The 25,655-nt window shown below is 68.9% G+C and carries 24 protein-coding genes and 1 pseudogene; 11 read left to right on the top strand and 14 right to left on the bottom strand.

Translation table 11 applies throughout. From position 1 onward, the window contains the following. Positions 1-96 precede the first annotated feature (96 nt). Genes AB8619_RS04155 through AB8619_RS04145 form a run of 3 tightly spaced genes read left to right on the top strand, consistent with a single transcriptional unit; the run spans position 97 to position 2,801 of the window. Positions 97-609 carry a GreA/GreB family elongation factor gene (locus AB8619_RS04155; protein WP_436795197.1) on the top strand — a complete coding sequence of 171 codons (513 nt, stop codon included), beginning with the start codon at positions 97-99 and terminating at the stop codon, positions 607-609. A gap of 6 nt (positions 610-615) precedes the next feature. Next, entirely contained in the window at positions 616-1,488 is an 873-nt protein-coding gene (locus AB8619_RS04150) for an alpha/beta fold hydrolase (RefSeq protein WP_436795196.1), read from the top strand. Then, positions 1,485-2,801 carry a 1-acyl-sn-glycerol-3-phosphate acyltransferase gene (locus AB8619_RS04145; RefSeq protein WP_436795195.1) on the top strand — a complete coding sequence of 439 codons (1,317 nt, stop codon included), beginning with the start codon at positions 1,485-1,487 and terminating at the stop codon, positions 2,799-2,801. The genes AB8619_RS04150 and AB8619_RS04145 overlap by 4 nt, the downstream gene beginning before the upstream one ends. Before the next feature lies 1 nt (position 2,802). On the opposite strand, the gene AB8619_RS04140 is transcribed toward AB8619_RS04145, so the two are convergent. Beyond that, entirely contained in the window at positions 2,803-3,450 is a 648-nt protein-coding gene (locus AB8619_RS04140) for an IclR family transcriptional regulator (RefSeq protein ID WP_436795194.1), read from the bottom strand. Between the two features lie 61 nt (positions 3,451-3,511). Here AB8619_RS04140 and leuC point away from each other — a divergent pair, with 61 nt between their 5' ends. Together leuC and leuD are read left to right on the top strand one after the other, a co-directional pair. Beyond that, on the top strand, positions 3,512-4,924 hold the full coding sequence (gene leuC / locus AB8619_RS04135) for a 3-isopropylmalate dehydratase large subunit (protein WP_436795193.1): 1,413 nt from the start codon (positions 3,512-3,514) through the stop codon (positions 4,922-4,924). A gap of 63 nt (positions 4,925-4,987) precedes the next feature. Further along, a complete protein-coding gene (gene leuD / locus AB8619_RS04130) occupies positions 4,988-5,578 on the top strand; it encodes a 3-isopropylmalate dehydratase small subunit (protein WP_436795192.1) in 591 nt (196 codons plus the stop codon). Between the two features lie 4 nt (positions 5,579-5,582). Here the strand turns inward: leuD and AB8619_RS04125 are convergent, their stop codons facing one another. From AB8619_RS04125 to AB8619_RS04090, 8 genes are all read right to left on the bottom strand, one after another. Beyond that, positions 5,583-5,867, bottom strand: coding sequence for a DUF427 domain-containing protein (locus AB8619_RS04125; protein ID WP_436795191.1), 285 nt, complete (start codon positions 5,865-5,867; stop codon positions 5,583-5,585). Between the two features lie 9 nt (positions 5,868-5,876). Then, positions 5,877-6,464 (bottom strand): DUF5317 family protein, encoded by a 588-nt coding sequence (locus AB8619_RS04120; RefSeq protein WP_436795190.1) that lies wholly within the window; start codon positions 6,462-6,464, stop codon positions 5,877-5,879. Continuing rightward, positions 6,461-8,365 carry a putative bifunctional diguanylate cyclase/phosphodiesterase gene (locus tag AB8619_RS04115; protein WP_436795189.1) on the bottom strand — a complete coding sequence of 635 codons (1,905 nt, stop codon included), beginning with the start codon at positions 8,363-8,365 and terminating at the stop codon, positions 6,461-6,463. The genes AB8619_RS04120 and AB8619_RS04115 overlap by 4 nt, the downstream gene beginning before the upstream one ends. 396 nt (positions 8,366-8,761) lie before the next feature. Further along, the gene (locus AB8619_RS04110; RefSeq protein WP_436795188.1) at positions 8,762-9,538 is read right to left on the bottom strand and encodes an SDR family NAD(P)-dependent oxidoreductase; all 777 of its coding nucleotides are present in this window, start codon (positions 9,536-9,538) and stop codon (positions 8,762-8,764) included. A 65-nt stretch (positions 9,539-9,603) separates the two neighbouring features. Next, a complete protein-coding gene (locus tag AB8619_RS04105; protein ID WP_436795187.1) occupies positions 9,604-9,903 on the bottom strand; it encodes a hypothetical protein in 300 nt (99 codons plus the stop codon). 120 nt (positions 9,904-10,023) lie between these two features. Further along, positions 10,024-11,496: a potassium/proton antiporter gene (locus tag AB8619_RS04100; RefSeq protein WP_436795186.1), complete on the bottom strand. Its 1,473-nt coding sequence runs from the start codon at positions 11,494-11,496 to the stop codon at positions 10,024-10,026. A 105-nt stretch (positions 11,497-11,601) separates the two neighbouring features. Then, positions 11,602-11,955 (bottom strand): hypothetical protein, encoded by a 354-nt coding sequence (locus AB8619_RS04095; RefSeq protein WP_436795185.1) that lies wholly within the window; start codon positions 11,953-11,955, stop codon positions 11,602-11,604. Positions 11,956-11,999: 44 nt separating this feature from the next. Further along, positions 12,000-15,356 (bottom strand): hydantoinase B/oxoprolinase family protein, encoded by a 3,357-nt coding sequence (locus AB8619_RS04090; protein WP_436795184.1) that lies wholly within the window; start codon positions 15,354-15,356, stop codon positions 12,000-12,002. Positions 15,357-15,411: 55 nt separating this feature from the next. Here AB8619_RS04090 and AB8619_RS04085 point away from each other — a divergent pair, with 55 nt between their 5' ends. Continuing rightward, positions 15,412-15,957, top strand: a complete 546-nt coding sequence (locus AB8619_RS04085; RefSeq protein WP_436795183.1) for a J domain-containing protein — start codon at positions 15,412-15,414, stop codon at positions 15,955-15,957. A 14-nt stretch (positions 15,958-15,971) separates the two neighbouring features. On the opposite strand, the gene AB8619_RS04080 is transcribed toward AB8619_RS04085, so the two are convergent. Next, on the bottom strand, positions 15,972-17,018 hold the full coding sequence (locus tag AB8619_RS04080; protein ID WP_436795182.1) for an RNase H family protein: 1,047 nt from the start codon (positions 17,016-17,018) through the stop codon (positions 15,972-15,974). Positions 17,019-17,086: 68 nt separating this feature from the next. On the opposite strand from AB8619_RS04080, the pseudogene aceE reads away from it, so the two are divergent. Both aceE and AB8619_RS04070 read left to right on the top strand, forming a co-directional pair. Continuing rightward, a pseudogene (gene aceE / locus AB8619_RS04075) lies at positions 17,087-19,802 on the top strand (pyruvate dehydrogenase (acetyl-transferring), homodimeric type). Between the two features lie 68 nt (positions 19,803-19,870). After that, entirely contained in the window at positions 19,871-20,449 is a 579-nt protein-coding gene (locus tag AB8619_RS04070; protein WP_436795181.1) for an HhH-GPD-type base excision DNA repair protein, read from the top strand. 1 nt (position 20,450) lies between these two features. Here AB8619_RS04070 and AB8619_RS04065 read toward each other — a convergent pair whose 3' ends face one another. Beyond that, on the bottom strand, positions 20,451-21,230 hold the full coding sequence (locus AB8619_RS04065; protein ID WP_436795180.1) for an alpha/beta hydrolase: 780 nt from the start codon (positions 21,228-21,230) through the stop codon (positions 20,451-20,453). Positions 21,231-21,243: 13 nt separating this feature from the next. Further along, the gene (locus AB8619_RS04060) at positions 21,244-21,459 is read right to left on the bottom strand and encodes a hypothetical protein (protein ID WP_436795179.1); all 216 of its coding nucleotides are present in this window, start codon (positions 21,457-21,459) and stop codon (positions 21,244-21,246) included. A gap of 358 nt (positions 21,460-21,817) precedes the next feature. On the opposite strand from AB8619_RS04060, the gene AB8619_RS04055 reads away from it, so the two are divergent. Continuing rightward, positions 21,818-23,182 (top strand): hypothetical protein, encoded by a 1,365-nt coding sequence (locus AB8619_RS04055; RefSeq protein WP_436795178.1) that lies wholly within the window; start codon positions 21,818-21,820, stop codon positions 23,180-23,182. On the opposite strand, the gene AB8619_RS04050 is transcribed toward AB8619_RS04055, so the two are convergent. Then, positions 23,175-23,633 (bottom strand): hypothetical protein, encoded by a 459-nt coding sequence (locus AB8619_RS04050; protein ID WP_436795177.1) that lies wholly within the window; start codon positions 23,631-23,633, stop codon positions 23,175-23,177. The two genes, AB8619_RS04055 and AB8619_RS04050, sit on opposite strands and share 8 nt — an antisense overlap. Positions 23,634-23,710: 77 nt before the next feature. Further along, positions 23,711-24,826 (bottom strand): acyl-CoA dehydrogenase family protein, encoded by a 1,116-nt coding sequence (locus AB8619_RS04045; protein ID WP_436795176.1) that lies wholly within the window; start codon positions 24,824-24,826, stop codon positions 23,711-23,713. A gap of 128 nt (positions 24,827-24,954) precedes the next feature. Between AB8619_RS04045 and AB8619_RS04040 the strand changes: the two genes are divergently transcribed. Together AB8619_RS04040 and AB8619_RS04035 are read left to right on the top strand one after the other, a co-directional pair. Further along, positions 24,955-25,230, top strand: coding sequence for a type II toxin-antitoxin system Phd/YefM family antitoxin (locus tag AB8619_RS04040; protein ID WP_436795175.1), 276 nt, complete (start codon positions 24,955-24,957; stop codon positions 25,228-25,230). Continuing rightward, a complete protein-coding gene (locus AB8619_RS04035; protein ID WP_436795174.1) occupies positions 25,230-25,640 on the top strand; it encodes a type II toxin-antitoxin system VapC family toxin in 411 nt (136 codons plus the stop codon). The genes AB8619_RS04040 and AB8619_RS04035 overlap by 1 nt, the downstream gene beginning before the upstream one ends. The last annotated feature ends 15 nt before the right edge of the window (positions 25,641-25,655 follow it).

Raw genomic sequence — 25,655 nt, 5'->3', positions numbered from 1 at the left:
AGGAGGCTCGAGACCGGGTTCACGGCTCTCAATGCAACCGCCTCCGGGCCCCGGCGTCAACTTCGGACCCAACCACACTCCCGGTAGCCTCGGACGATGGCTGCTCAGAAGCACAACCCCGCGCTCACGGATGAGCTTCCCGACAAGCACGTCCACGAGCTGACGCAGGCCGCGTACGACCGACTCAAGGCGGAGTACGACGAGCTGACCACCGTCAAGAAGATCGACATCGCCCGCAAGATCGAGGCGGCTCGCGAGTTGGGCGACCTCTCCGAGAACGGCGACTATCACGCTGCCAAGGAGGAGCAGGGGAAGATGGCCGGTCGCATCGGCCACATCTTCTCCATCCTCGAGAACCACGTGATCGTCGAAGCCGGCGGATCGTCCGTGGTCCGGGTCGGCTCCGTGGTCGAGATCCGCTACGACGGCGACACCGACACCGAGCGATACCTCGTCGGCTCGATCGAGGAGCGCTCGGACGAGCTCGAGGTCATCAGTCCGGGGTCGGCGCTGGGCGAGTCGCTCATGGGCGCGAGCATCGACCAGACGGTCGAATACGAGACCCCGACCGGCGCCACGTTGTCGGTCACCGTCGTCGGGATCGAGTAGCGCACCGTGGCGACTGCCTGGGAGCCACGCCTCCCACCGGGACAGGTCATCGACCTCCCCGGACGCGGGAGCACGTTCGTCCGCGAGTTGCCCGGCCCCGACCCCAGCGCGCCCACCGTCGTCCTCCTGCACGGCTGGACGGTGAACGCCGACCTCAACTGGTTCCCCTCCTACGACGCGCTCGCCGAGCGTTTCCGTGTCGTGACCATCGACCACCGGGGCCACGGCCGGGGCATCCGCTCGCGCCGGAGGTTCCGACTCGCCGATTGCGCCGACGACGTCGCTGCGCTGTGCGCCGCGCTCGACATCGACCGGGCGATGATCGCCGGCTACTCGATGGGCGGACCCATCGCCATGCTCACCTGGCACCGCCACCGCACCCTCGTCGACGGCCTGGTCCTGTGCGCGACGGCGCCGATCTTCCGGCGTTCCGGGGCCGGCCGGATCGTCTCCAGCGCGCTTCCCGTGGTCGCAGGACTGGGACGGCTCACGCCTCCACGCGCCCGGCAGGCCGTCGCCGGCCGACTCCTCGGGCAGCGACTCGAGGACGGCGACCTCGGCAGATGGGCGCGATCACAGATCGGCCTCGGTGACCCTGTCGCCGTGGCCGAGGCCGGTGCGGCCATCGGCCGGTTCGACAACCGCTCGTGGCTCGGCGACATCGACGTCCCCACCGTCGTCGTCCGCACGACCCGCGACCTGGCGGTCCCGCCGGCACGGCAGACCACCCTCGCATCGTCCATCCCGGGCGCTGCGGTCATCGACGTCGACGCCGATCACGGCGGGTGCATCACGGCAGCCGACCGGTTCGTCCCGGCACTCGTCCGGGCCTGTGCATCCGTGGCCCATGCGCCGGGAGCCCGAGAGCGCACCACGTGATCCGAGCGTTCCTCGACCGCGCCATCGGACGCCTCGCCCAGGTCCTGGTCCTCTCGTTCCATCGTCGGGTCGACGTCGTCCATCGGGAACGACTGCAGATCGACGGGCCCACGATCATCGTCGCCAACCACGGCAACGGCTTCGTCGATCCGGCGGTCGTGGCGGCAGCACTCCGTCGCGTCCCCCGGTTTGTGGGCAAGGCGACGCTGTTCGACGTGTGGATCGCCCGCCCGTTCCTCGCACTGGCCGGCGTCATCCCCGTGTACCGACGCGCGGACGGCGACACGGCAGCCAACGCGTCCACGTTCCGGGCGATCCATGCGGTGCTCGCGTCGGGCGGGACGGTGGCGATCTTCCCCGAGGGCACCTCGTCGGACCGCCCGTCGCTCGAGAAGGTCCGGACGGGCGCTGCCCGCATGGCGTTGGGCGCCCTCGGCACGGTCGACGACGTCACGATCATCCCCATCGGGCTCAGCTTCGAGAGCCACGTCGACATCCGTCCGGCCGTGGCGGTGTTCGTCGGCGAACCGATCTCGGTCGACGGGTGGCGTCGCGAGACCGGTCGCGACGGGGCGGGCGAAGAGGACCGAGACGCCGTGCTCGCGCTGACAGAGCGGATCCGTAAGCGCCTGGCCGCGGTGTCGCCCGACTTCGACACCCTCGACGAACGACTCATCCTCCGGGCCGCCGCCGAGGTCACGGCGCGGGATGCCGGCACGCGGCTCGACCCGACGTTCGGCACCGTCGAACTGCTCGCTCGACACCTCGCGGAGGCCTCGGCAGACGACCGGGCGGCGGTCGTGGCCAGCTACCGCGACTACGCCACCCGCCTCTCGCTCATCGGCCTCCGCGACTCCGATCTCGAGAACCGGAACCAGATCCGACGCCTCGCTCGTCCGGCGGTCGCCGGCGGCGTCCTGTTCCTCATCGGGCCGTTGCTCCTCGCGCTCGCGGTGATCCACCTCCCCGCCATCGCGTTGGTCCTGGCCACGACGAGCGCTGCGCGCAACCCGGTCAACAAGGGCACGACCCGCCTGCTGGTGGGCCTCGTCGCCGGGCTCGTGACCTGGGCCGTCACGGGCGTGGTGCTGGCCGACGGGACGTGGGCATGGGCCACCGCGCTGGCGGTCGCCGTCGGCGGCGCGGTCGCGCTCGCGACGATCGCTCCGCTCTACACGCTGCTCCGCCTCGTGATCGGGCGGGCACGGACGTTCGGTCGTCGCCAGTTGGCCGAAGACAGCCGGGAGGACCGCGAGATCCTGGTCCGGACCGTGGTCGACGTCGCCGGCCCACCGATCGAGGGCCTGCACTGACTCAGTCGGAGCGCAGTGCCGCCTCGATCTCGCGGGCGGCAGCCGTGACGTCTCCACCGAAGGCCGAGCCCGGCCGTCGCGTCACCCGTTCGATCGGACCGCTCACACTCACGGCCGCGATGACCGCACCGTCTCGGCGGACAGGAGCCGACACCGAGGCGACCCCGGACGCCCGTTCGGCCACCGATGCGACCCACCCGTCACGGCCCACCTCACCCGAGAGCACTCGGCCGGCAGAACCCACCTCGAGCGGAAGCCGCGCCCCGACGCCGACGATCGTCCGGAGTTCATGGGCGGAGTCGACCGCGGCGACGCAGAGCCGCTCGTCACCCTCGGCGACATAGAGCTGCGACGACTCGCCCGTCCGGTCGCGCAGGGCCTCGAGGGCGGGAGCGGCAGCGACGGTCAGCGGGAACGAGTCGGACGCGGCACGACCGAGGCCGATCAGCGCGAGCCCGGCGACGAATGCCCCGTCGGCGTTGCGGCGGAGCAGGCCGTGGACCTCGAGCCCGACCGCCAACCGGTGCGCGGTCGCCCGGCTGATCCCGGTGCGGGCCGGGAGCTCCGATGGCCGGACCGGACCGGCAGCCACGACGTCGAGGATTCGGACCGCCTTGTCGAGAACGCCGATACCGCTTACAGTGTCCATTGGTTGGGAACTCTATCCCACATGTTGAGACAGTCAACCCGCACGAGGGAAGAAGCACACGATGGGCAAGACGCTGAGCGAGAAGCTCTGGGACCGCCACCTGGTCCACCACGGCGAAGACGGTGACCTGCTGTTCATCGATCTCCACCTGATCCACGAGGTCACGTCGCCGCAGGCGTTCGACGGGCTCCGGTTGAACGGCCGGACGGTCCGCCGCCCCGACCTGACCCTCGCCACCGCCGACCACAACGTGCCGACAGCCGACATCGACCAGCCGGTCGCCGATCCGATCAGCGCGAAGCAGCTCCAGACGCTCGAGGCCAACTGCGCCGAGTTCGGCATCACCCACTACGGCCTGGGCAACCCGATGCAGGGCATCGTCCACGTGATCGGCCCCGAGCAGGGCTACACCCAGCCGGGCATGACCGTCGTCTGTGGCGACTCGCACACGTCGACCCACGGTGCCTTCGGTGCCATCGCGTTCGGCATCGGCACCTCCGAGGTCGAACACGTCCTCGCGACCCAGACCCTCCCCCAGTCCCGCCCGGGCACCATGGCCGTCACGGTCGACGGCGAGGTCCCGCCCGGGGTCACCGCCAAGGACATCGTGCTCGCCATCCTCGGCCGGGTCGGCACCGGCGGCGGGATCGGCTCGATGATCGAGTTCCGCGGGTCGGCGATCCGCGCCCTGTCGATGGAAGGCCGGATGACGGTCTGCAACATGTCGATCGAGATGGGCGCCAAGGCAGGGCTCATCGCTCCCGACCAGACGACGTTCGACTACGTGGAGGGTCGCGCCAACGCCCCGAAGGGCGCCGACTGGGACGCCGCCGTGGCCGACTGGAAGACCCTGTTCACCGACGACGACGCCACCTTCGACAAGGAGGTCGTGATCGACGCTGCCACGATCGAGCCACACGTGTCCTGGGGCACCAACCCCGGTCAGGTGATCCCGATCTCGGCCGAGGTACCCGACCCCAGCAGCTACGCCGACCCGGTCGAGCGCGACGCCGCCGAGCGGGCCCTCGAGTACACGGGGCTCACGGCAGGAACGCCGATGCGCGACGTCACCGTCGACACGGTCTTCATCGGCTCGTGCACCAACTCGCGGATCGAGGACTTGCGCGCGGCTGCGGCCGTTGCGGCCACTGCCCTGGAAGCCGGCCGGACCGTCACCATCCCTCGCGCCATGGTCGTGCCCGGCAGCTTCGCCGTGAAGGACCAGGCCGAGGCCGAGGGCCTGCACGAGATCTTCCGGGCCGCCGGTTTCGACTGGCGTGAGCCCGGCTGTTCGATGTGCCTGGCCATGAACCCCGACAAGCTCGCCGTCGGCGAACGCTGCGCCAGCACCAGCAACCGCAACTTCGAAGGCCGTCAGGGCCGAGGCGGCCGCACGCACCTCGTGTCCCCCGAGGTCGCCGCCGCCACCGCCATCGCCGGCCACTTCGCCACCCCCGCAGACCTCGACCACTAGAAAATTTCGTCCGTTGCTCAGGACTCTCCTGAGCAACTGACGCAATATCCCCTTGGAGACGCCATGCGCGCCGTACGCACCATCGAAGGAACCGCCGTCCCCCTGGACCGGTCCGACGTCGACACCGATCAGATCATCCCGTCCGACTGGCTCAAGCGCGTCGAGCGCACCGGGTTCGAGAAGGGCCTGTTCTCCGAGTGGAAGGACGACCCCGGGTTCGTCCTCAACCAGGAGCAGTACCAGGGCGCCAACATCTTGATCGGTGGGCCCAACTTCGGCACTGGCTCGTCTCGCGAGCACGCGGTGTGGGCGATCCAACAGGCCGGCTTCGAGGCCGTGATCTCGCCTCGTTTCGGCGACATCTTCCGCAACAACTGCACGAAGAACGGGCTGGTCCCGGTGCAGGTCTCGTCCGAAATCGGCGAACAGTTGCTGCGGGCGGTCGAGGCCGACCCGACCCTCGTCTTCCAGGTCGACGTCGAGTCACGCACGGTGAAGGCCGGCGACATCGAGAGCTCGTTCCCGCTCGACGACTCGACCCAACACCGCTTCCTCGAAGGCCTCGACGACATCGGCCTCACCCTCCGGGTCGAGGACGAGATCACGGCGTTCGAGGCGGCCCGTCCGTCCTATCTCCCGACCGTCGGCAGCTGACGACTCAGTCGGTGATCTGGACCTTGTTGCCGTAGAAGGCGACGTGGTCCTTGATCTCGGCGGCGGCGTCCTTGGGCTCGGGGTAGTACCAGGCCGCGTTCTCCTCGGAGCGACCCTCGACCGACACCGTGTAGTACGACGCGTCGCCCTTCCACGGGCAGTGCGTCGAGTGCGCCGTCGGCGTGAACGCCTCGGTCCTGATCGACGACGGCGGGAAGTAGTGGTTGCCCTCCACCACGATGGTCTCGTTGCTCTCGGCGACCACGGTTCCGTTCAGTACTGCCTTCATGGCTGATCCTCAGGTCTCGGCGGCTTCAGGAGGAACAACCTCGGGCGGTGCGAGGTTCATTCCATCGTCGGGCCTGGCGGCGCTGCGGTAGGCCCCGAGGGCGAGAACGCCGGCACCGATCACGATGATCACGTCGCCGACACTGAAGACGTTGGCCAGAGGCAACGGCTCTGGCACCGCGAAGACGTCGCCCAGCGGGGCGAGGGCGGCATCGTCCACGGGCCCGGAGTTCTGGAACGAGTCGTCGTGGACGAGTCCAGCCGACTCGATCGCCCGATCGGATGCCGGCATCACGCCATCGTTGGCGGCGATCACCACCAGGTTCAACGCCCCGCCGAGACCAACGACCAGGAGGCCGACCCAGCGGCGGTTGACCCACACGAACGCGAGCGCCGCCCCATAGCTGGCGAGATGGAGGACGACGGCGATGACGGTGGGCGTCGATGCCGGCAGGACCTGGATGAGGATGAGCTGCGATGCGAGCGCGATCGCCACCGTCCACGGCGCCCGGAACCGGATCTCACCAAGTGGGGCGAGTGTCCGGTACCGAATCGCGACCAGCCCGATGACCCCGGCGATCGCGACAGGGACGATCATCCGAACGCAGCGTCGGCCGGCGTGTCGCTGAGCCACCGAACCGAATCGTCCGCAGACAGAGGACGGGAGAAGAGCCATCCCTGGCCTGCGTCGCATCCGAGGTCGGCGAGAACCCGCTCCGTCGCTGTGTCTTCCACACCTTCGGCCACCACGGAGACGCCGAGGTTGTGGGCGAGCGTGATGATCGGGCCGAGAAATCTCGGATCGGCGACGCGGTCTCTGCCACCCACGAACGACCGATCGATCTTCAGCCGACGGACAGGCAACGATCGCAGGTGATCGAACGACGAGAACCCTGTGCCGAAGTCATCGATCGCGAGCGATACACCTTCGTCTCGCAACTCGAAGATGGTCTCTGCGGCAACTGCCACGTCGACGAGGAGAGCGCTCTCCGTGAACTCGACCTCGAGCGCACGCCCCGGCAGACCGGCGTCGAGGAGCGACGAACGAACGACGTCCATGAACCGAGGGTCGATGAGCGAGCGCGAGGAGATGTTGACCGACACCGGGACTTCGTGGCCCTCACCCCACCAGCGCGCACACGTCTCGAGTGATCGGTGGAGGACGTGATCGGTGAGCGGCCCGATGAGCTCCGTGTGCTCGGCCGCGGCCACGAACTCGCTTGGACTGACGTCCTTGCCGTCGCGGCGCCATCGGACCAGCGACTCGAATCCGACGGTTTGACCGGTCCGCAGATCGATCTGCGGTTGGAAGGCCACTCCCAGGGTGTCGTCAGTGATCGCGGCCCGCAGATCGCGAAGCAGCGACAGGCGAGACGAGAACGACGGCACGATCGTTGCGTTGGGTTCACGGCGCCCGATCTTGTTGGTCAGCATCCGAGTGTCGGCACGATCCAGGAGCGTCTCGACATCGGTGCCGTCGATCGGCGACTCCGCGACGCCGAGGCTCACCTCCAACGGCAGTGGGACGCCATCGACCTCCATCGGGGCCCGTATCGCCGCTCGAATTCGTTCGACGGCCGCCTGCGCCTCGACGCCCGAGGTCTGCTCGATCACGACGGCGAACTCGTCGCCACCGACGCGAGCCACGACGTCGGTCGGACGAACCGATGCCGACAGGCGCTGCGCCACGATCTGGAGCGTGCGGTCGCCAGCAGCATGACCCAGCCGGTCGTTGATGCCCTTGAAGCCATCGAGGTCGAGCATCACGACGACAGTTCCGGCGGGGATCGCGGCGGCAAGGGCATCGACGAACTCGTCTCGGTGGACGAGGCCGGTCAACTCATCGCGAGTCGCTCGTACACGAGAATCCGCCGCCTGCCGAGCACTGCGGTGGATGGCGACCACGGCGAGCAGTGGGAGGACGAGCATCGGAAGCGAGCGGAGTCCCACGATTGCGAACACCGGAGACATGGCGAGGAGCAGGAGGTCATCGGAGATCGACTGCGGCACGGCGATCTCGAGGATCGAGCGAACAGTCACCCCACGATCCAGGTGGATCACGGTCGCCATGAGGGCCAGATTCGTCACGTAGACGGTGATGGCGAAGCTCACCGTGAGCCCCAGATACCACCACGGAATCGCTCCCGCGACCACGAAGTCCGGTGCGCCAGCGAGATGGAGGACACCGACGCCCGCACCCAGCGACAGAACGAGCGACGCGCTGTTGAAGGCGATGCGGTCGAGACGCTTTCGCGAAACGAGGTCGCCGATGACGGACGCCAGCGCGATCGCGGCGAGACCGACGACCGGCTCCGCCACCAGCGCGAGTGCGCCGGCGAATCCCCACGACGCGGTGAACTCCCCACCACGAGGATGCCACTGCATCGGCCGGATCTCGGAACAGACGAGCAGTGCGAAGAGCACGCCGACAAACCAGCGGTGGTCCGGTGCGATGTCCGCGCCTCGACTGCCTGCGGCGACGAGTACTGCCACAGCCACGAGTTCGACGGAACCGGTGAATACCTGGCGCGCGCGCTCCCGAGTCACCACTTGATGACGATGCGCATCAGATCAGGTCCACTTCCACGGCGCACCGAGCACCGCTCCTGCCGCCATCACGACGGTCACCGTGGCGGCGATCCGATACAGCTTGATCCTCGTTGCGTCCATGTCCGTCCGATCCTCGCCCGTCGGGCGAACCAATTGTTCTTGATAACCCTGCACACATGCTCCACGCGATTCAGAGCGCGCGCAAGCAACCACACACAGAAAGACCGCAAGCGTGGCCCTGATTGCCGTTCCCCTCCGCACCGGGCGCAAAACCGACGAATCCCCCTCCAGAACGGAGGGGGATTCGCACGATCTGTCCGGAACCAGGGTTCCGAGAGCACTACCTCACTTGGGCGGCATCCGGATGCCGCCGTCGACGCGGACGACGTGGGCGTTCATGTAGCTGTTCGTGAGCAGCTCGGCGGCCATCGAGGCGAACTCGTCGGAGGTGCCGAGGCGCTTCGGGAACAGGACGCTCTGGCCGAGGTTGGCCTTGAACGCCTCGGAGGCCTCGCCCTCGCCGTAGATCGGCGTGTCGATGAGGCCGGGAGCGATGCAGTTGATGCGGATGCCGGCGGCGCTGAGGTCGCGGGCGATGGGGAGGGTCATGCCGACGACGCCGCCCTTGGACGACGAGTAGGCGGCCTGGCCGATCTGACCGTCGAACGCAGCGACCGAGGTGACGGTGACGATGGCACCCTTGGCGCCGTCCTCGTCCGGCTCGTTGAGGCTCATGGCCGACGCGCCGAGGCGCACGCAGTTGAAGGTGCCGACGAGGTTGACCTCGATGACCTTCTTGTAGATGTTCAGGTCGTGGGCCGACTCGTACTGGCCGTCGCGGCCGATGGTGCGGGTCGCGAAGCCGATGCCGGCCGCGGTGACCATGGTCTTGAGCGGGCCCATCTCCTTGGCGGCCTCGATCGCAGCGATGACCTGGTCGGGATCCGACACGTCGGCGTGCACGAACACACCGCCGATGTCCTTGGCGACAGCCTCACCCTTCTCGTCGTTCATGTCGACGACGACGACGTGCTGGCCCTTCGAGGCGAGCAGTCGGGCGGTGGCTTCGCCGAGGCCGCTGGCCCCGCCGGTGATGACAGATGAAGAACCGGTGATTTCCATGCCCGGAGACTATTGACTGGTCGGTCAAGTCGGCCAACCGACGCCGGCGCGGTCGTCGAGCGGCCTCAGTAGGCGAGTTCGTCGGCCCAGTCGTCGCGGTCGAGCGCCTGCGTGAACGCTCGGATCTCGGATTCGGAGATCGCACCCTCGGCATCGGACGGGAAGTCGTCCTCGACGACACATCCGGCGCTCACGAGCAACGGCAACATACGAGCGTTGAGTTGCTGCACGACACGGCTCTCGCACCCGGGACACGAGAAGTCGACCTCGAGGCTCAGCCCGCTGTCGTAGGTGCGCAGAGTGGTCTCTGGCGCTCGGACGCGAACCACCCCGCAGGTGGGGCAGACCGTTCGGAGGATGGTCATCGCGGCTCCAGTCGCACGAAGGGGGACGAACCAAGTATCCCGATGTCCCATTCGTGGGGATATGGCACGACGTGACCATTTCTGGCGTAGTCATCGCGGCGCCGACCATGACCGGATCGGTCAGTGAGGCCGCTCCTCCTGCACGTCCATGAGCCGGTGCTCGGTCCGGACGAACGTCGCGTCGTCGGCGAGCATGGTGATCGTGTCGCCGGCGACGAGGCGGGTCGCACCGGTGGGGACGAGGTAGACGCCGTCGCGCTCGACCAGCACCAGGAGCGCCCGTTCGGGGAGATGGAGTTCCACCAGGGCACGGCCGTCGGCGAAGGTGTCGGGAGCGATGACCAACTGGCGGAGCGCGGTCCCGTCGGGCATCGGACGACCGGGCTCCAGCGGCGACGGGTTCCGCGCCGGTGCGGGACTCGTGGCACCCAGCATCTCGGCGACCGACCCGACGGTGGTGCCCTGCACGAGGACCGACGTCAGGACGACGAAGAACACGACGTCGAAGAGTGTCTGCGACTGGGGCACCCCCTCCACGAGCGGGAAGGTGGCGAGGATGATCGGCGTCGCACCTCGGAGTCCGACCCAGGCGACCACTGCTTGGTGCCGTATCGGCACCCGGAACGGGAGGAGCGCGACCGCAGTCGCGACCGGACGGGCGAGGAGGACGAGCACCGCCGTGACCGCCAGCGCAGGTCCGACGACCGAGGGCAGTCGGGACGGAGAGACGAGCAGCCCGAGCACGAGAAACATGCCGATCTGCGCGAGCCAGGCGGTCGCGTCGTGGAACCGACCGATGCTCTTGCCGTGGATGATGTCCCGGTTCCCGAGCCACATCCCGCAGAGGTACACGGCGAGGAATCCGCTCCCCCCGGCGAGCGCCGTCCCCGCATACGTGAGGAACGCGATCGTCAAGGTCAACACGGGGTAGAGCCCGTCACTGCCGAGGTCGATCCGGTTGAGCAGCACGTGCGCCACGTACCCGGCTGCGAGGCCGGCCACGGTGCCGATGCCCGCCTGCGCCAGGAACACCGGGATCAGCTCGGTCCAGGACGAGACGTTCCCGGCCGCGAGGTCGACGAGGCCGATGGTGAGGAACACAGCCATGGGGTCGTTGGCGCCGGACTCGAGCTCGAGCGTGGGTTGGATCCCTTCCCGGAGTCCGGTGCTCCGCGATCGCAGGACCGAGAAGACGGCGGCCGCATCGGTCGAGGAGACGATCGCTCCCAGCAGCAGCCCGACCTCGACCGGAAGGTCGAGCAGCCAGGTCGCCACCGCTCCGGTGATGCCCGCGGTCACGACCACGCCGACGGTTGCCAGGGTGATGCCTCGCCCCAGCACGGGACGCACCACGCTCCAACGGGTGGCGAGCCCCCCGTCGAAGAGGATGATCGCGAGGGCCGCCACGCCGACGGCCTGCGCGGTCGAGGCGTCGTCGAACTCGATGCCTCCCGGGCCGTCGGAGCCGGCGAGCATGCCGAGCGCGAGGAACAAGAGCAGCGCGGGCACGCCGAGCCGAGTGGCGAGCTTGGACGCGAGGACGCCGGCGAGGGTCAACGCTGCGCCGGCGAAGAGCACCGGCTCGATGCTCATCGAAGTGGAGAAGAGTGCTGCCGTTGCACCAGAGATGGGCACGGGCCCTCCCGTCGATCGGCAGGTGAACAGGACACGGACCGACGGTGTCGGTCGGGGGAGGCGTCAGCCCTCTGGCGGAGCGCGCATGGCGACGCTCCGCGTCCGTTCGTTGCCGTGAGCGACGTCCGAGCGATCGTCGACCGTCTGCTCGATGGAATCCTGCGCGAGGTCGACGCTGCGGGACAGGTCGCCGGCGGGTCCGGGGAAGCCCCTCGTGGGCTCGTGATCGGGACGACGGGTCCGGGCGATCACGACGCCATCGGGACCGAAGGTCGGCGCGACCATCGCTGATGCCACCTGATCCGGTTCCACCACTGCCGGATCGCCGCCGCCCTCGGACGCTGCTGCGCCGGGAGCGAAGAGCACCGCCCATGCGGCAAGCGTGAGAAACGCGATGCGCACGGATCGGCCAACCATCCAGGAAGGCTATCCGGCGGTTCGCGGCCTGCAGACGGCCGAGGTCAGGTCTCGGACCGAGCGCCCCAGCCCCCGCCACCGGGCGTGAGCATGCGCAACACGTCGCCGGCCTCGAGCCGGATCGTGCACTTGTCGGGCAGTCGTTCCGCTCGTGATTCGTCACCCTGCGGGAGGAGCCAGTTCTCCCCTGTCGAACCCGGCTCGCCGCCCGCCAGTCCAGCGGGCCGCGACACCCGTCGCTCGGTGATCAGCGAGGCGGTGACGTCCTCCAGGACCTGGAGATCGCGCTCGATGCCGTCGCCACCGGGCGCCCTGCCACCCCCGCCGCTCCCCCGCCGGAGCCGGTAGCGCAGCACCCGCAACGGGAACGCCCGCTCCAGCGCCTCGATGGGCGTGTTCTTGGTGTTGGTCATGCCCGTCTGGATGCCCGACTGCCCGGGCATGCCATGACCGTCGTGCCACCGTCCGCCCTGTCCACCGCCGACGGTCTCGTAGTAGACCCAGCCCCGACCGCCGAGGAGCAGGTTGTTCATCGTCCCCTGGTTCGCCGCCGCCACCCGCTCGGGATCGGCCTGGGCGAGGACGGCGAGCACCAGATCGGCGACCCGCTGCGAGACCTCCACGTTGCCGGCGCCGACCGCCGCCGGCGCGTCTGCGGCCACGATCGAACCCGGCGGGAGAACGACCTCGATGGGCCGCAACGCCCCACCGTTGGCCGGCATCGTCGGGTCGATCACCGAGCGGATCGCGAACGCGACAGCGCTCTCGGTCACGGCGGCGACGGCGTTCACGTTCCCGTCCGACTGCGGAGCCGACCCGGTGAAGTCCACCCGGAGTCGGTCACCCATGACGTCGAGGCGCACGCGGATCTCGGACGGTCGCTGCTGGTCGACGCCCGATCCCGTGGAGTCCATCACGTCGGTCGCCGACCACGAGCCGTCGTCGATGCCGGTCAAGGCCGAGCGCATCCGGCGCTCGCCGTAGTCGACGACCTCGTGGACCGGCGCGTCGGCGAGTTCGGCCAGACGTCGGACGCCGAGCGCGTTCGCTCCGACCTGGGCGTCGAGGTCACCGGCACGCTCGACCGGCGTGCGCGAGTTGGCGAACAGCACGGAGCGGATGTCGTCGGTGAGTCGGACCGGAGGCAGGCGCAGGCCCTCCTCGAAGATCTCGTGGGCGTCGGCCGGCATCGACCCGGGAGCGGAGCCACCCACGTCGGCATGGTGCGCACGGTTGGCAGCCCACCCGACGAGACGGTCGTCGAGAATGCACGGTGCGACGACCGTGATGTCGTTGAGGTGCGTCCCCCCGGCGAACGGGTCGTTGACGACGTACTGCTCGCCGGCGACGACGCGACCGTCGAAGGCTGCGATCACCGCAGCGACGCTCGCAGGCATCGATCCGAGATGCACGGGGATGTGCTCCGCCTGGACGAGGAGCGTCCCGTCCGGCGTGAACAACGCAGCCGAGCAGTCGGCGCGTTCCTTGATGTTGGGGCTGAAGGCGCTCCGCTGCAGCACCGCGCCCATCTCCTCGGCGACACCCGTGAGCTTCGAGATCAGGACCTGGAGTTTGGCGGGGTCGAGCGTCGGCGAGGTCATGGTGCACTCCGTGTGAGCACCGAGCGCGCCGGTCGGGCCCGGGCGCGCCGTCCAGCCCTCGGCCAACCAGATCGTGCAGTCGGGCTCGGCGATCACGCGTGGCCCCGAACACTCCTCGGCCGAGACCCGGTGCGGTGGGATCGGCAGTTCGTCGACGGCGAGCGCGGGAGGCCGCATCGCCGCCACGCGGACCGCGACCACCTCGACGGGCGCGTCCGGGCGGGCGAAGCCGTTGCGGTGTTCGTGCTCGCCGTGGAACGACGCCACGTCGACGACCGTGAGTTCGTGCGACTGACCGGCGTACCGACAGTCCACCGCAATCTCCACCACGACGTCGTCGTGCGCTCCAGCGAGCGCTCGCGCGTCCGCCGCCACCGCGGCCAGTTCGTCGTCGAGTCCGTCGAGCACCGCCGGGTCGACTCGGCTCCGCACCACCTCCCGGCGTGGCGGGGCGGCGAGGAGACCCACGGCCGAGAGCACACCGGCACGAGCGGGGATGATCACCGTCGACATCCCCATCTCGTCGGCCAGCGCGCACGCATGGAGGGCGCCCGCTCCGCCGAACGCCACCAGGGCGAGTGACGACGGGTCGACACCACGCTCGACCGAGACCGCTCGCAACGCCCGGACCATGTTGGCGTTGACGACCTCGATGATCCCCTCGGCTTCGACCCCGGCGGAGTTCAACGCTCGGACGGCCGCATCACGATCGAGTTGGAGGGTGCCGAATGTCGACTGCGCAGGGATCCGACCCAACACGACGTTGGCATCGGTCACGGTCGGGAGCTCGCCACCGCGGCCATAGCTCGCCGGACCGGGGTCCGCGCCAGCGCTCGCCGGGCCGACGACCAGCGCTCCGCCGACGTCGATGGCCGCGATCGAACCGCCGCCGGCTCCGATCGTGTGGATGTCGAGCGAGGGGTAGCGAACGAGATACCCACCCACGTGTCGGGTGGTGGCGAAGGCAGGCTCCCCCTCCTGCACGAGGCACACGTCGGTGCTCGTCCCGCCCATGTCGAACGTGATGGCGTCGGGGTGTCCGCAGGCGACCGCCACGGCCGCCGCCGCGCGTACGCCACCGGCGGGCCCGGAGAGGAGCAGAGCCGCAGGACGGTCGGCAGCGACCCGAGCGTCGAGGAGGCCACCCGCCGAGGTCATCACCGAGACCTGGTCGGCGAGTTGGTCGAGACGCAGCAGGTAGTCACGACACAGCGGACGGAGGCCGGCATCGACCACCGTCGTCACGGTCCGCTCGAACTCCCGGTACTCCGGTGAGCTCTCGTGCGAGGCCACCACCTCATGGCCGAGCGAGCGGAGATGCTCGGCCACCACGACCTCGTGAGCCGGCTCGATGTCGGCGTGGAGGAGGCAGACGGCGACGACGACGCCCTCCGGCACCTCACCCAGCGACGAGACGTCGAGCGGCGTCAACTCGCGGCCGTCGGCGGCGAGGCGACCCACCACGCCGACCCGGCGATCGCGCGGCACGAGCGGCGCCGGCCGGTCGGCCCACTGGTCGTAGAGACTGGGCCGGTCCTGACGACCGATCTCGATCACATCGACGAGCCCGTCGTTGCACACCAGGACCACGCCGGCCAGCGCACCCTCCAGCACGGCATTGGTCGCGACGGTCGTCCCATGCGCGAGGAGCGACGGCCGATCGCCACTCCCCGCCAGTTGCCCGACGCCCTCGCGGACCGCTGCATCGGGAGCCGACGGCGTCGACAGCACCTTCAGGATCCGGCCGTCGTCGGTGACGAGATCGGAGAACGTCCCGCCGGTGTCGGCTCCGATCCGCATGACGCGAACGTACCCGTCGCCGACCTCCGGGCCGCTCGTACGACACACTGTCTGCATGGCCATGCGGAAGCGGTGGGATCGGAAGCGTCGCGAACGACGCCCCGACGCGCCCGTCGACACCGTGCCCGATCGTCGAGACCCTGCGACGCGTCCGCACGACGACGAGCTCTCGTCGCGTCTCGACGCGGTCAGCTCCCGTTTCGTCCATCCGCCCTCGCCAGAAGAGCTCCGTGCGGCATTCGGGCGAAGGCCGGTCGACGAGGCTCCGGCACCCCGGTCGGAGGACTTCGTCTCGTCGTTCCCGGCGGAGACGCTGTTCGTCCCCACCATCGATGACCCGGTCGAGATCCCCAGCGAGGTCGACGATCGCAGCAGGACCCGCGGCGACTACTACTACGACCCCGACGACGCCTGGGCCGTGCTCGGCGTGCGCCCGGGCGCGAGCTGGAGCGAGATCACCGCCGCCCACCGACGCCTCGCAAAGGTCCACCATCCCGACCGGCTCCTCGACGCCTCCGACGAGCACCGGGCCACGTCCGAGGCCTCGATCCGCGACATCAACGTCGCCTACTCGGTGCTTCGACGGTTGACCGGGAACTGACCGGGAACTCAGGGTCAGCCGGGGAGGATCAGCTCTTCCCACACGTCGTCACCGAGGTGGGTGCGCAGCGTCTCGACGAGGCGACCCGTGAAGGGATCCTTGCCGTCCCAGACCACGATGGCCTCGTCGAGGTTCCTGGCCATCCACGCATCGCGGCGGCGCAACGCGCCGCCGACCTTGGCCTTGGTGTCGGGCACCTTGCGTTCGAGCGTGAGCACGACCTCGGCGTGTTCGCACAGCTGCCGGAACCGACGACGTGACGACTCGGGCCACGGCGAGTCGGGGTCGGGGAACGGGAGCACCGCCACCAGCGGGATCCCCTCAGCCATCGCTGCCTCGGCCCCGAGCTGTTCCGCGCCCAGCCGCAGACCGGAGACCACGAACAGGTCCTCGTCCATCAACCGCTTGGCCGAGATGATCTGCTGGAGCTTGCGGCCCATTGCGTCGGCCACGGGGTTGGGGTCATAGCCGCCCAACTCAGTGGGTCGAACGCCGAAGATCCCCACCAGACGACCTGCCGGGAGCCGTCGGTCGCGGTTGCCTCCTCCTGCCGGAGTCGCCGTCGCCGATGGTGTCGCAGACGTCGGACGGCCCACGTCGTCGGCCTCACCGAGGTCGTCGGGGACCTCGTCGCCACTGTCCTCGGTCTGGGAGTGCGACGCAGCCACGGCGAGACGATCGGCGATGTCGTTCATCTCGTCGCCCGAGTGACCCTTGACCCACTCGAAGTCGACGTCGTCACGGCTGGTCACGAGTTCGATGAACGGCTCCCAGAGCTCTCGGTTGGCGACCGGCTTCTTCTGGCTGTTCTTCCAGTCTCGCTTCAGCCAGCCCTTCCACCAGCCGTCGCGGAAACAGTTCACGACGTAGGTCGAGTCGGAGACGACCGTGATCGGTCCGTCGTGCGCCTGCACCGCCCGGTGCGCGGCCACGATCTCCATGCGCTGGTTGGTGCTCTCGGCCTCGGCACCATTGGCCCACCGGCCGTCGTCGGCCACCCACGCCCATCCACCGGGGCCAGGGTTCCCCCGACACGCTCCATCGGTCCACACACGTGTCATCGACAGAACACTAGGAACTACCGGTCGGTAACGGAGCAATCCGGCGTCGATCCTGGTTGGCTGGGGGCATGAGCATCGATGGGCACGTCAACCAACTCCCGGACATCGATCCCGGCGAGACCGGCGAGTGGCTCGACAGTCTCGAGGCCCTCGTCGACACCCATGGCAAGACCCGTGCGCGCTACATCATCGCCAAGCTGCTGGCCCGTGCCGACGAGCTCCAGGTCGGTGCCGCCCCGGCCGTGTCGACGCCCTATGTCAACACCATCCCGCCCGAGCGCGAGCCATGGTTCCCGGGCGACGAGCACGTCGAGCGACGCATCCGCGCCTACATCCGATGGAACGCCGCCGTCATGGTCATCAAGGCCAACAAGAAGGCCGAGGGCATCGGCGGCCACCTCGCCACGTTCGCGTCGTCCGCCTCCCTGTACGAGGTCGGGTTCAACCACTTCTTCCGCGGCAAAGCCGACGGGACACCCGGCGACCACGTCTACTTCCAGGGCCATGCCGCACCCGGCATCTATGCCCGAGCGTTCCTCGAGGGTCGGCTCACCCAGCTCCAGCTCGACCACTTCCGGATGGAGTCGGGCGACGGTGGAATCTCGTCGTACCCCCACCCTCGACTCATGCCCGACTTCTGGGAGTACCCGACGGTCTCGATGGGTCTGGGGCCGATCAACTCCATCTACGAGGCGCGGTTCCTGAAGTACCTCCACAACCGACGGATCGACGACACCAGCGAGAGCCGCGTGTGGTGCTTCATCGGCGACGGCGAGACCGACGAACCCGAGACGCTCGGCTCGATCTCCCTCGCGGCGCGCGAGGGTCTCGACAACCTCACGTGGGTCGTCAACTGCAACCTGCAGCGCCTCGACGGACCGGTCCGCGGCAACGGCAAGATCATCCAGGAACTCGAGCAGGTGTTCCGCGGGGCCGGCTGGAACGTCATCAAGGTCGTGTGGGGTGGCAAGTGGGACGAACTGCTCCAGCGCGACGTCGACGGTGTCCTGGTCAACAAGATGAACACGACGGTCGACGGGCAGTTCCAGCGCTACGCCGTCGAGGACGGTGGCTATGCCCGTGACGACTTCTTCGGCCCCGACCCCCGCCTGCGGAAGCTCGTCGAGCACCTGAGCGACGAGGACATCCGCAACCTCCCCCGTGGCGGCCACGACTACAAGAAGCTCTACGCCGCCTACAAGGCCGCGACCGAGACCACCGGCAAGCCGACCGTGATCCTCGCGAAGACGGTCAAGGGCTGGACCCTGGGCGAGGGCGTCGAGAGCCGCAACGCCACCCACCAGATCAAGAAGATGACCATCGAGCAGCTCCGGACGCTGCGCGACCGGCTCTACCTCCAGGAGGAGGTGCCCGAGGCGTCACTCACCGACGACGCCGAGCCTCCCTACATCACCCTGAAGGAGGGGACGCCCGAACACGAGTACTTCCATGCTCGGATCAAGGCACTCGAACGGTTCGCTCCCTTCCCGCCCCCTCCCCACGCGCAAGCCCATCTCCCTGCCGGACCCCGGCGTCTACGACGAGTTGTTGACCGGCTCGGGCAAGCAGGAGGTGGCGACGACGATGGGGTTCACCCGCCTGCTGCGCAACCTCGCCCGCGACGACGAGTTCGGCCAGCGGGTCGTGCCGATCGTCCCCGACGAGGCGCGCACGTTCGGGATGGACTCCCTGTTCCGGGAGATCAAGATCTACGCCTCGAAGGGGCAGCTGTACGAACCCGTCGACCACGACCTCCTCCTCTCCTACACCGAGAGCAAGGACGGTCAGATCCTCGAAGAGGGCATCACCGAGGCCGGCTCGATGTCGAGCTTCATCGCCGCCGGAACCGCGCACGCCAACCGCGGCGTGCCGATGGTGCCGTTCTTCATCTTCTATTCGATGTTCGGCTTCCAGCGTGTCGGCGACTCCATCTGGGCGGCAGCCGACGCCCGCGCCCGCGGCTTCCTCCTCGGCGCCACGGCCGGACGCACCACGCTCACCGGTGAGGGCCTCCAGCACCAGGACGGCCACTCACTCCTGCTGGCGTCGACGGTCCCGACGGTCGAGGCCTACGACCCGGCGTTCGCGTTCGAGGTCGCCCTCATCATCAAGGCCGGGATCGAGCGGATGTATGGCCCCGACTCGCCCGACGACCAGCGCGACGTCATCTACTACCTCACGCTCTACAACGAGACGTACCCCATGCCGGCGATGCCGGATCGTGACGGCGTCGCCGAGGGTGTCGTCGAAGGCATGTACCGATGGGACGAGGCTCCCGACGGTCCGTCGAAGCGTGCGACGATCCTGTTCTCCGGGAGCGCCTACGGCGCCGCTGCCGCTGCTCGTGACGAACTGGCCGAGCGATGGGACGTCGCCTGCGACCTGTGGTCGGTCACCTCGTACAAGCGGCTTCGCGAGGACGCATTGGCGGTCGAACGGGCGCATCGCCTGCATCCCGACAGCGACGCCGGGACCCCGATCGTGACCCAGCGTCTCTCTGACTCCGACGCCCCGGTCGTGGCGGTCACCGACTACATGTGTGCGATCCCCGACCAGGTCTCGCGCTGGGTCGGCCGCCCCTATGCCTCGCTCGGCACCGACGGTTTCGGACGATCGGACACCCGCGAAGCGCTTCGGCGATTCTTCGAGGTCGATGCCGGACACCTCGTCGTCGCCGTGCTCCACGAACTCGCGGACGCCGGCGAGATCGAGCCGTCGGTGGTGGCCGAGGCCATCGCCGCCCACGGCCTGGACACCGACGTCGCACCACCCTGGACCCGCTGAGCCAGAAAATCCCGTCGCTCCGTCACACCTGTGGTGATCCAGGAACGGGAAATTCCTAGGGTGGCGCCATGGCCAAGCCCGTTCTTCCTGTCACCGGCGATCCCGACGCCGACCGTCTCCTCGTCGAGGATCCGCTCGCGCTGCTCCTCGGGATGCTGCTCGACCAGCAGGTGCCGATGGAGTGGGCGTTCATGGGTCCGAACACGCTGAAGAACCGACTCGGTCACCTCGACGCCGAGAAGATCGCGGCGATGGACCGCGAGGAGTTCGTCGCGATCTGCCGCACGAAGCCCGCCATCCATCGGTTCCCGAAGTCGATGGGTGAGCGCGTCCATGCCGTCTGCCAACACGTCGTCGAGCACTACGACGGGCAGGCCGACAAGATCTGGAAGGGCGTGCGCGATGCCAAGGTCGTCCACGACCGCCTCCGCGAGATCCCCGGCTACGGCGAGGAGAAGACCAAGATCTTCATGGCCATCCTCGCCAAGCGCTTCGACAAGAAGCCGAAGGGCTGGGAGACCGTGGCCGCCCCGTTCTCCGACGACGTGAAGCGCTCGGTCGCCGACATCTCCTCCGAGGAGGCGCTGCACGAGGTCCGCAAGTGGAAGAAGGCCCAGAAGGCCAAGGGCAAGTCCAAGCAGGAGTGAACTAGGCGGTCCGGGGGACGGCCGCCGTGCGCTGCCGGTCGAGCCAGCCCAGCGTGATCGCCATGGCCCGCGGGTCGTGCCGCAGGCGGTGGCCGGCACCCTCGAGCAGGTGGAGCTCGGCCTCGGTGTGCGCGTCGGCGATCACCCGGGCGTCGAAGCTGGGGACGACGTCGTCGTCCGATCCGTGGATGACCAGCAGTGACCGCGGGGAGATCCGCTGTGCGCCGTCGACCGCTCGCAGCGCACGGAGTTCGCGAGTCCAACCCTCGATGGCCGCGGGCCGGGCCGGGACCGACGTGATGCCGAGTTCCCGCGCGTGCTCGAACAGCTGTCGTGGATTCGAGGCCCAGTCGTCGAAATCGGCGGGAGCGGCGAGCGCGGCGACGCCACCGATCTCCGGGTCGTCAGCTCCTGCGCAGATCGCCAGCGCGCCGCCGGTGCCGAACCCGACGAGCCACACGCTGGTGGCGTTCGTCGTCGCACGCACATGGGCCACGGCGGCGTGGACGTCGTCGGCCCACCCACGGATGGAGAAGTCGCCTTCGCTGCCGGCCATACCTCGCAGACAGGGCGAGAACGCGATGATCTCCATGTTGTCGGCGATGCGATCCGCGAGTTCGGGCATGGCGGACACGGCGCCCGCAGTCCCCGACGGCCCCGACGGGTAGCCGTGCACGAGGACGACCGCCGCTCGGCGCGGGCCGCGGGGCATCCCCTCGGCCGGGGCCCCGGCGAGGTGACCGACGAGGGTGAGCGACCCCGAGGTGAAGCGTTCGTTCACCGGGGACGACGCCTCACGAAGAGGCGTTCGCCGCGCAGGCCTTGCAGACCTTGTACCCGCGATTGCGGGCCTCGACGCTCGTGTCGGGTCCGAACGTCGCCCAGGACTCCGCCTTCGCGATGTCGTCGAGGACGGCCGGATCGCACACGTTGTCCTGGTCATGGACCACGAACGTGCGCTTGTCTCCGAGCCACTGGTGCTCTTCGATGCGGACGAGGCGATTCGACATGTCACGCACGATACGCGTGTCGGGGAGGCCACCGACAAGCGGGACCTCCCCGAGACGTTCACTTCTTGCGTTGGACTGTGTGCGCGTTCGACACCGGATGGGACCAACCTCCGGCCGCTGACACACAGCGGTGGCCTGGTGGGATTCCACCAGGTCGGTCCTTGACTTGAGACGCAGGGACTGACCTAGCGGCCAGCCACCTCCAGGGTCCCGTTACAACTGTCTTCCATGGTGTTGGACCACCTCCTCTCTCTGGTGCCGGTCATTCCAGCACATGCTCCTGGCCAGATGTCGTCGGTTTCTCGGATCCAGACCGAACGATTCGGTCGGTTCGCCCGTTTTGGCAACCATGGTTGCCATGATCGAATCCCCCCGCCGGCGTCTGCTGGCCGTCCTCGTCTCCTTGGCCGTCGTGGCCACCCCCGCCACGGCGTCCGCGTCATCCGCTTCGGCCGCCCGTCCTGCGCAGACCGAAGCACCGGGCGCCGGCCAGGGCATCGCCGAACTCATCCAGGTCGACCCCGCGATCGCGAACCTGGCGCTGACGATGCGGGTGGGGACATCGCTCGCCGGCCACCAGAACCTGGGCGCCACCAGCGAGGCTCGGACCGTCGACCTCGGGTTCATCGGTTCGATCCTCACGAGTGAGGGCTGCGACGGAGGCGATCCGACGATCCCCCCGAGCGCCATCCCCGAGATCGTCTCGGCGAGCAGCGCCAACCCCGAGGACGCAGACGGCTCCTCCAGCGACGTCGCCGGACTCGTCTCCGCCTTCGTGCAAGCCGACTCCGTGCCGTCGTCGAAGGCGATGTCCAGGCTCGAGCCGCTCGGACTTCCCGGACTCGTCGACGTGATCGGCGGGCGGACCGAGGTGACCTCCACCGCCGACGGACATCGAACGGTCGCAGTGTCGGAGATCGCACGCCTCGACATCGCCGGCGGCGTGATCTCGATCCGCGGCATGCGCTGGGAAGCGGTCCGTCAGCTCGAACCCGCCGTGACCACCACCCAGTTCGACGCCGCGAAGCTCTTCGTCGCTGGCGCCGAGATCCCGCTCCCCGCCGGCGACGTGCTGCCAGCCATCGAGCAGGCCCTGGCCCCGGTCCTCGACGGGGCGGGCATCGAGCTCTCGTTCCCCCAGCAGGTCGAGATCCCCGATGGGATCGCCCTGACACCGCTGAGCGTCGGCGTCGTCCCTGGTGAGGTCCGCGACGGCATCCTCGGCCCGATCTTCGAGGCGGTGCAGCCCGCCCGGTCGTCACTCGCCGACTTCCTGCTCGACCTCGACTGCGGCAACAGCACGTACGTCACCGTCCTCGACGTGGTCCTCGGCGCCGTGAGCGGTGCAGGGTTCGCGGCCGTTCGGGTCGGCGGCGTCCAGGCCGATGCCCGCACCATCGAGCTGACCTCGTTCCTCGGCGGATCGCCTGCGCCGGCGCAGCCGTCGCTCACCGACCCCTCGACCGGTGTCCCGACATCAGCCGACCCGGTCACCTCTCCCCAGATCCCTGCCCCGACGAGCACGAGCCCGTCGACCACGGTCGCTCCGCTCGAACCGGCAGGGAACGAACGGGCACTTGGTCCGATCACGATCCCCGGCACGCGAGGCGGACCGTTGGTGCTGATCGGGCTCCTCGGTTTCACCCTGGCGGCACTCGCCGCCGGACGCGACCGCTACCTGATGCGCAAGGCCCAGCGCGGCGGACCGATGAACCTCAGCTGACGTCGTCGCGGGGCTCTTCGACCATCGGCCCCACGGCGCCGATCTCGACGAGGTGGCCCAGCAGGAGGTCGAGGACCTCGAGGACGGCGACGTCGGTGACGGCCATGTCGTTCTCGTCGGCCCGTCCGAGGACCACGGCGATGGCGTCGTCGTCGGCGACCACGACCGGTGGTCCGACGACGTCGAGCCCGATCTCCTCGCCGGGCATGGCCGAGATCCCCTTCGAGCGGAAGTGCTCGAGCGAGAACGTGATCAGGGCTCGGACCTCGTCGTAGGTCAGCCCGACCGCCGTGTCGTCTCGCAGACCGTCGCCCACGAACTGGACGGCCTCGTCGAGGTCGAAGACGGCCGTGGTCGGCGTGTGCCCGAGCCGGAAGGCTTCGGTCCCGACGAAGGCCGCAGCGATGGCGAACACGATCAGACCACCGACGACGACGAAGACCAGTCCCACAGCCACGACGCTACGACCTGACCCCCAGACGCGACGAAGGGGCCCGTCGGGGCCCCTTCGATCGAGAGCGCTGTGCGCTAGATACCGATGCGCTGAGCGAGCAGCTCGCGATGGTAGGTGGGGTCACCGAAGAGGAGCTCGGAGCTCTTGGCCCGCTTGAAGTACAGGTGCGCGGGATGCTCCCAGGTGAAGCCGATGCCACCGTGGATCTGGATGTTCTCGGCCGAAGCGTGGAAGTACGCCTCGGAGCAGTAGGCCTTGGCCAGCGAGGCGACCGACGGCAGTTCGTCGTTCATCTCGGCTGCGCACCAGGCGGCGTAGTAGGCGGCCGACTTGGCCGACTCGACCTCGAGGAGCATGTCGGCGCACTTGTGCTTGATGGCCTGGAACGAGCCGATCGGGCGACCGAACTGGACACGGTCCTTGGCGTACTGGACGGCCATCTCGAGCACGAGCTGGGCGCCACCGACCTGCTCGGCGGCGAGGGCGACAGCGGTGAGGTCGAGGACGGTGCTGAGCACGTCCCAGCCGCCGCCGTCGGTGCCGATGAGCGTCGCCGGGGTGTCGGCGAAGGTGAGCTTGGCCTGCTTGCGGGTCTGGTCCATGGTCGACAGCGCTTCACGGGTGAGGCCCGCAGCGTCGCTGTTGAGGTGGAACAGGCTGGTGCCGGCGCCGGTCTTGGCGGCGACGATGATCAGGTCGGCGGTGTGGCCGTCGAGGACGAACATCTTCTCGCCGTTGATCTTCCAGGCGTCGCCGTCCTTGGTGGCGGTGGCCTCGATGCCGTCCTCGTCCCAGCGGCCGTTGGCCTCGGTGAGGGCGAGGGTGGCCTTGGTCTCGCCCGATGCGATGCCGGGGAGGAGCGCCTGCTTGGCGGCGTCGTCGCCGGCCTGGAGGATCGTGTTGGCGGCGAGCACGACGGTCGAGAAGTAGGGGGCGCACAGCAGCGCACGGCCCATCTCCTCGAGCACGACGGTGAGCTCGACGTAGCTGTAGCCAGAGCCGCCGTACTCCTCGGGGATGATGAGGCTCTGCAGGCCCATCTGCTCGGCCATCTGGGTCCAGACGGCGGGGTCGAACCCGTCGTCGGTCTCCATCTGCTCGCGGACGGCGGCTTCGGGCGACTTGTTCTCGAGGAACGACCGGACGATGTTCCGGAGTTCTTCCTGCTCTTCGGAGAAGGCGAAGTTCACTGGGTGCTCCCTGTTCAGGTGACTCGTTCAGGTGACTTGACTGTGCGGTCAAGCTAGGCAGTCGTCGACCTCTCGGCAAGCGGAGGTGTGTACACCGGTGCTACATCCTGGTGCTATCGTTCGAGGCCGTGGAGTCGATCGGCGTGCGGGAACTGCGCAACAGCGTCGCAGCGGTGCTCCGACGCGCCGCGAGTGGTGAGCGGATCACCGTCACGGTGGACGGGGTTCCGACGGCACAGCTCGGCCCGCTCGAACCCATCTCGGCTCCGACCCTCGACGACCTGGTCGCCACCGGCCTGGTCGAGGCCCCGCGACGCGGGCGCGAGGTCACCGATGCCAACCCGATCGACCCACCTGTCGACATCCGCCTCGACGACGTGCTCGACGCGCTCCGCGGCTCCTGATGCTCGCCATCGACACGTCGGCCCTGGTCAGACGGTATGTGCGCAGCAGCGGACACGGCCTGGTGACCGAGGCGATGGACGACGACCCGACCTGGTGCGCGTCCGCCCTCGCTCGCGCCGAGACGCTGCAGGCGCTGCACCAGATCGCCGTCAGTAAACGGCAGCACGACGACCTCTGGCACGCCCTGCGCACCGACTGGGACGCGTTCCACGTGGTGCCGGTCGACGACCGTTGTCTCGCCCGGGCCGTCGAGATCGGCGCGACGTTCCGGGTCCGCTCGGTGGACGCCATCCACCTCGCGGCGGCCGACCGCCTCCCCACGCCGATCCGCTACCTGACCTTCGACCGGCGCCAGATCCCGGCCGCTGCCGCCCTCGGCTTCGAAGTGATCGCGCCCTACGACGCCTGAATCCCTAGGTTCGGT

Origin of the sequence: Actinospongiicola halichondriae, from assembly GCF_049103745.1 — a bacterium.
GTDB lineage: Bacteria > Actinomycetota > Acidimicrobiia > Acidimicrobiales > Salinilacustritrichaceae > Salinilacustrithrix > Salinilacustrithrix halichondriae.
The sequence above is the reverse complement of the archived record's forward strand: the minus strand, read 5'-3'. Positions and strand labels throughout refer to the sequence as shown.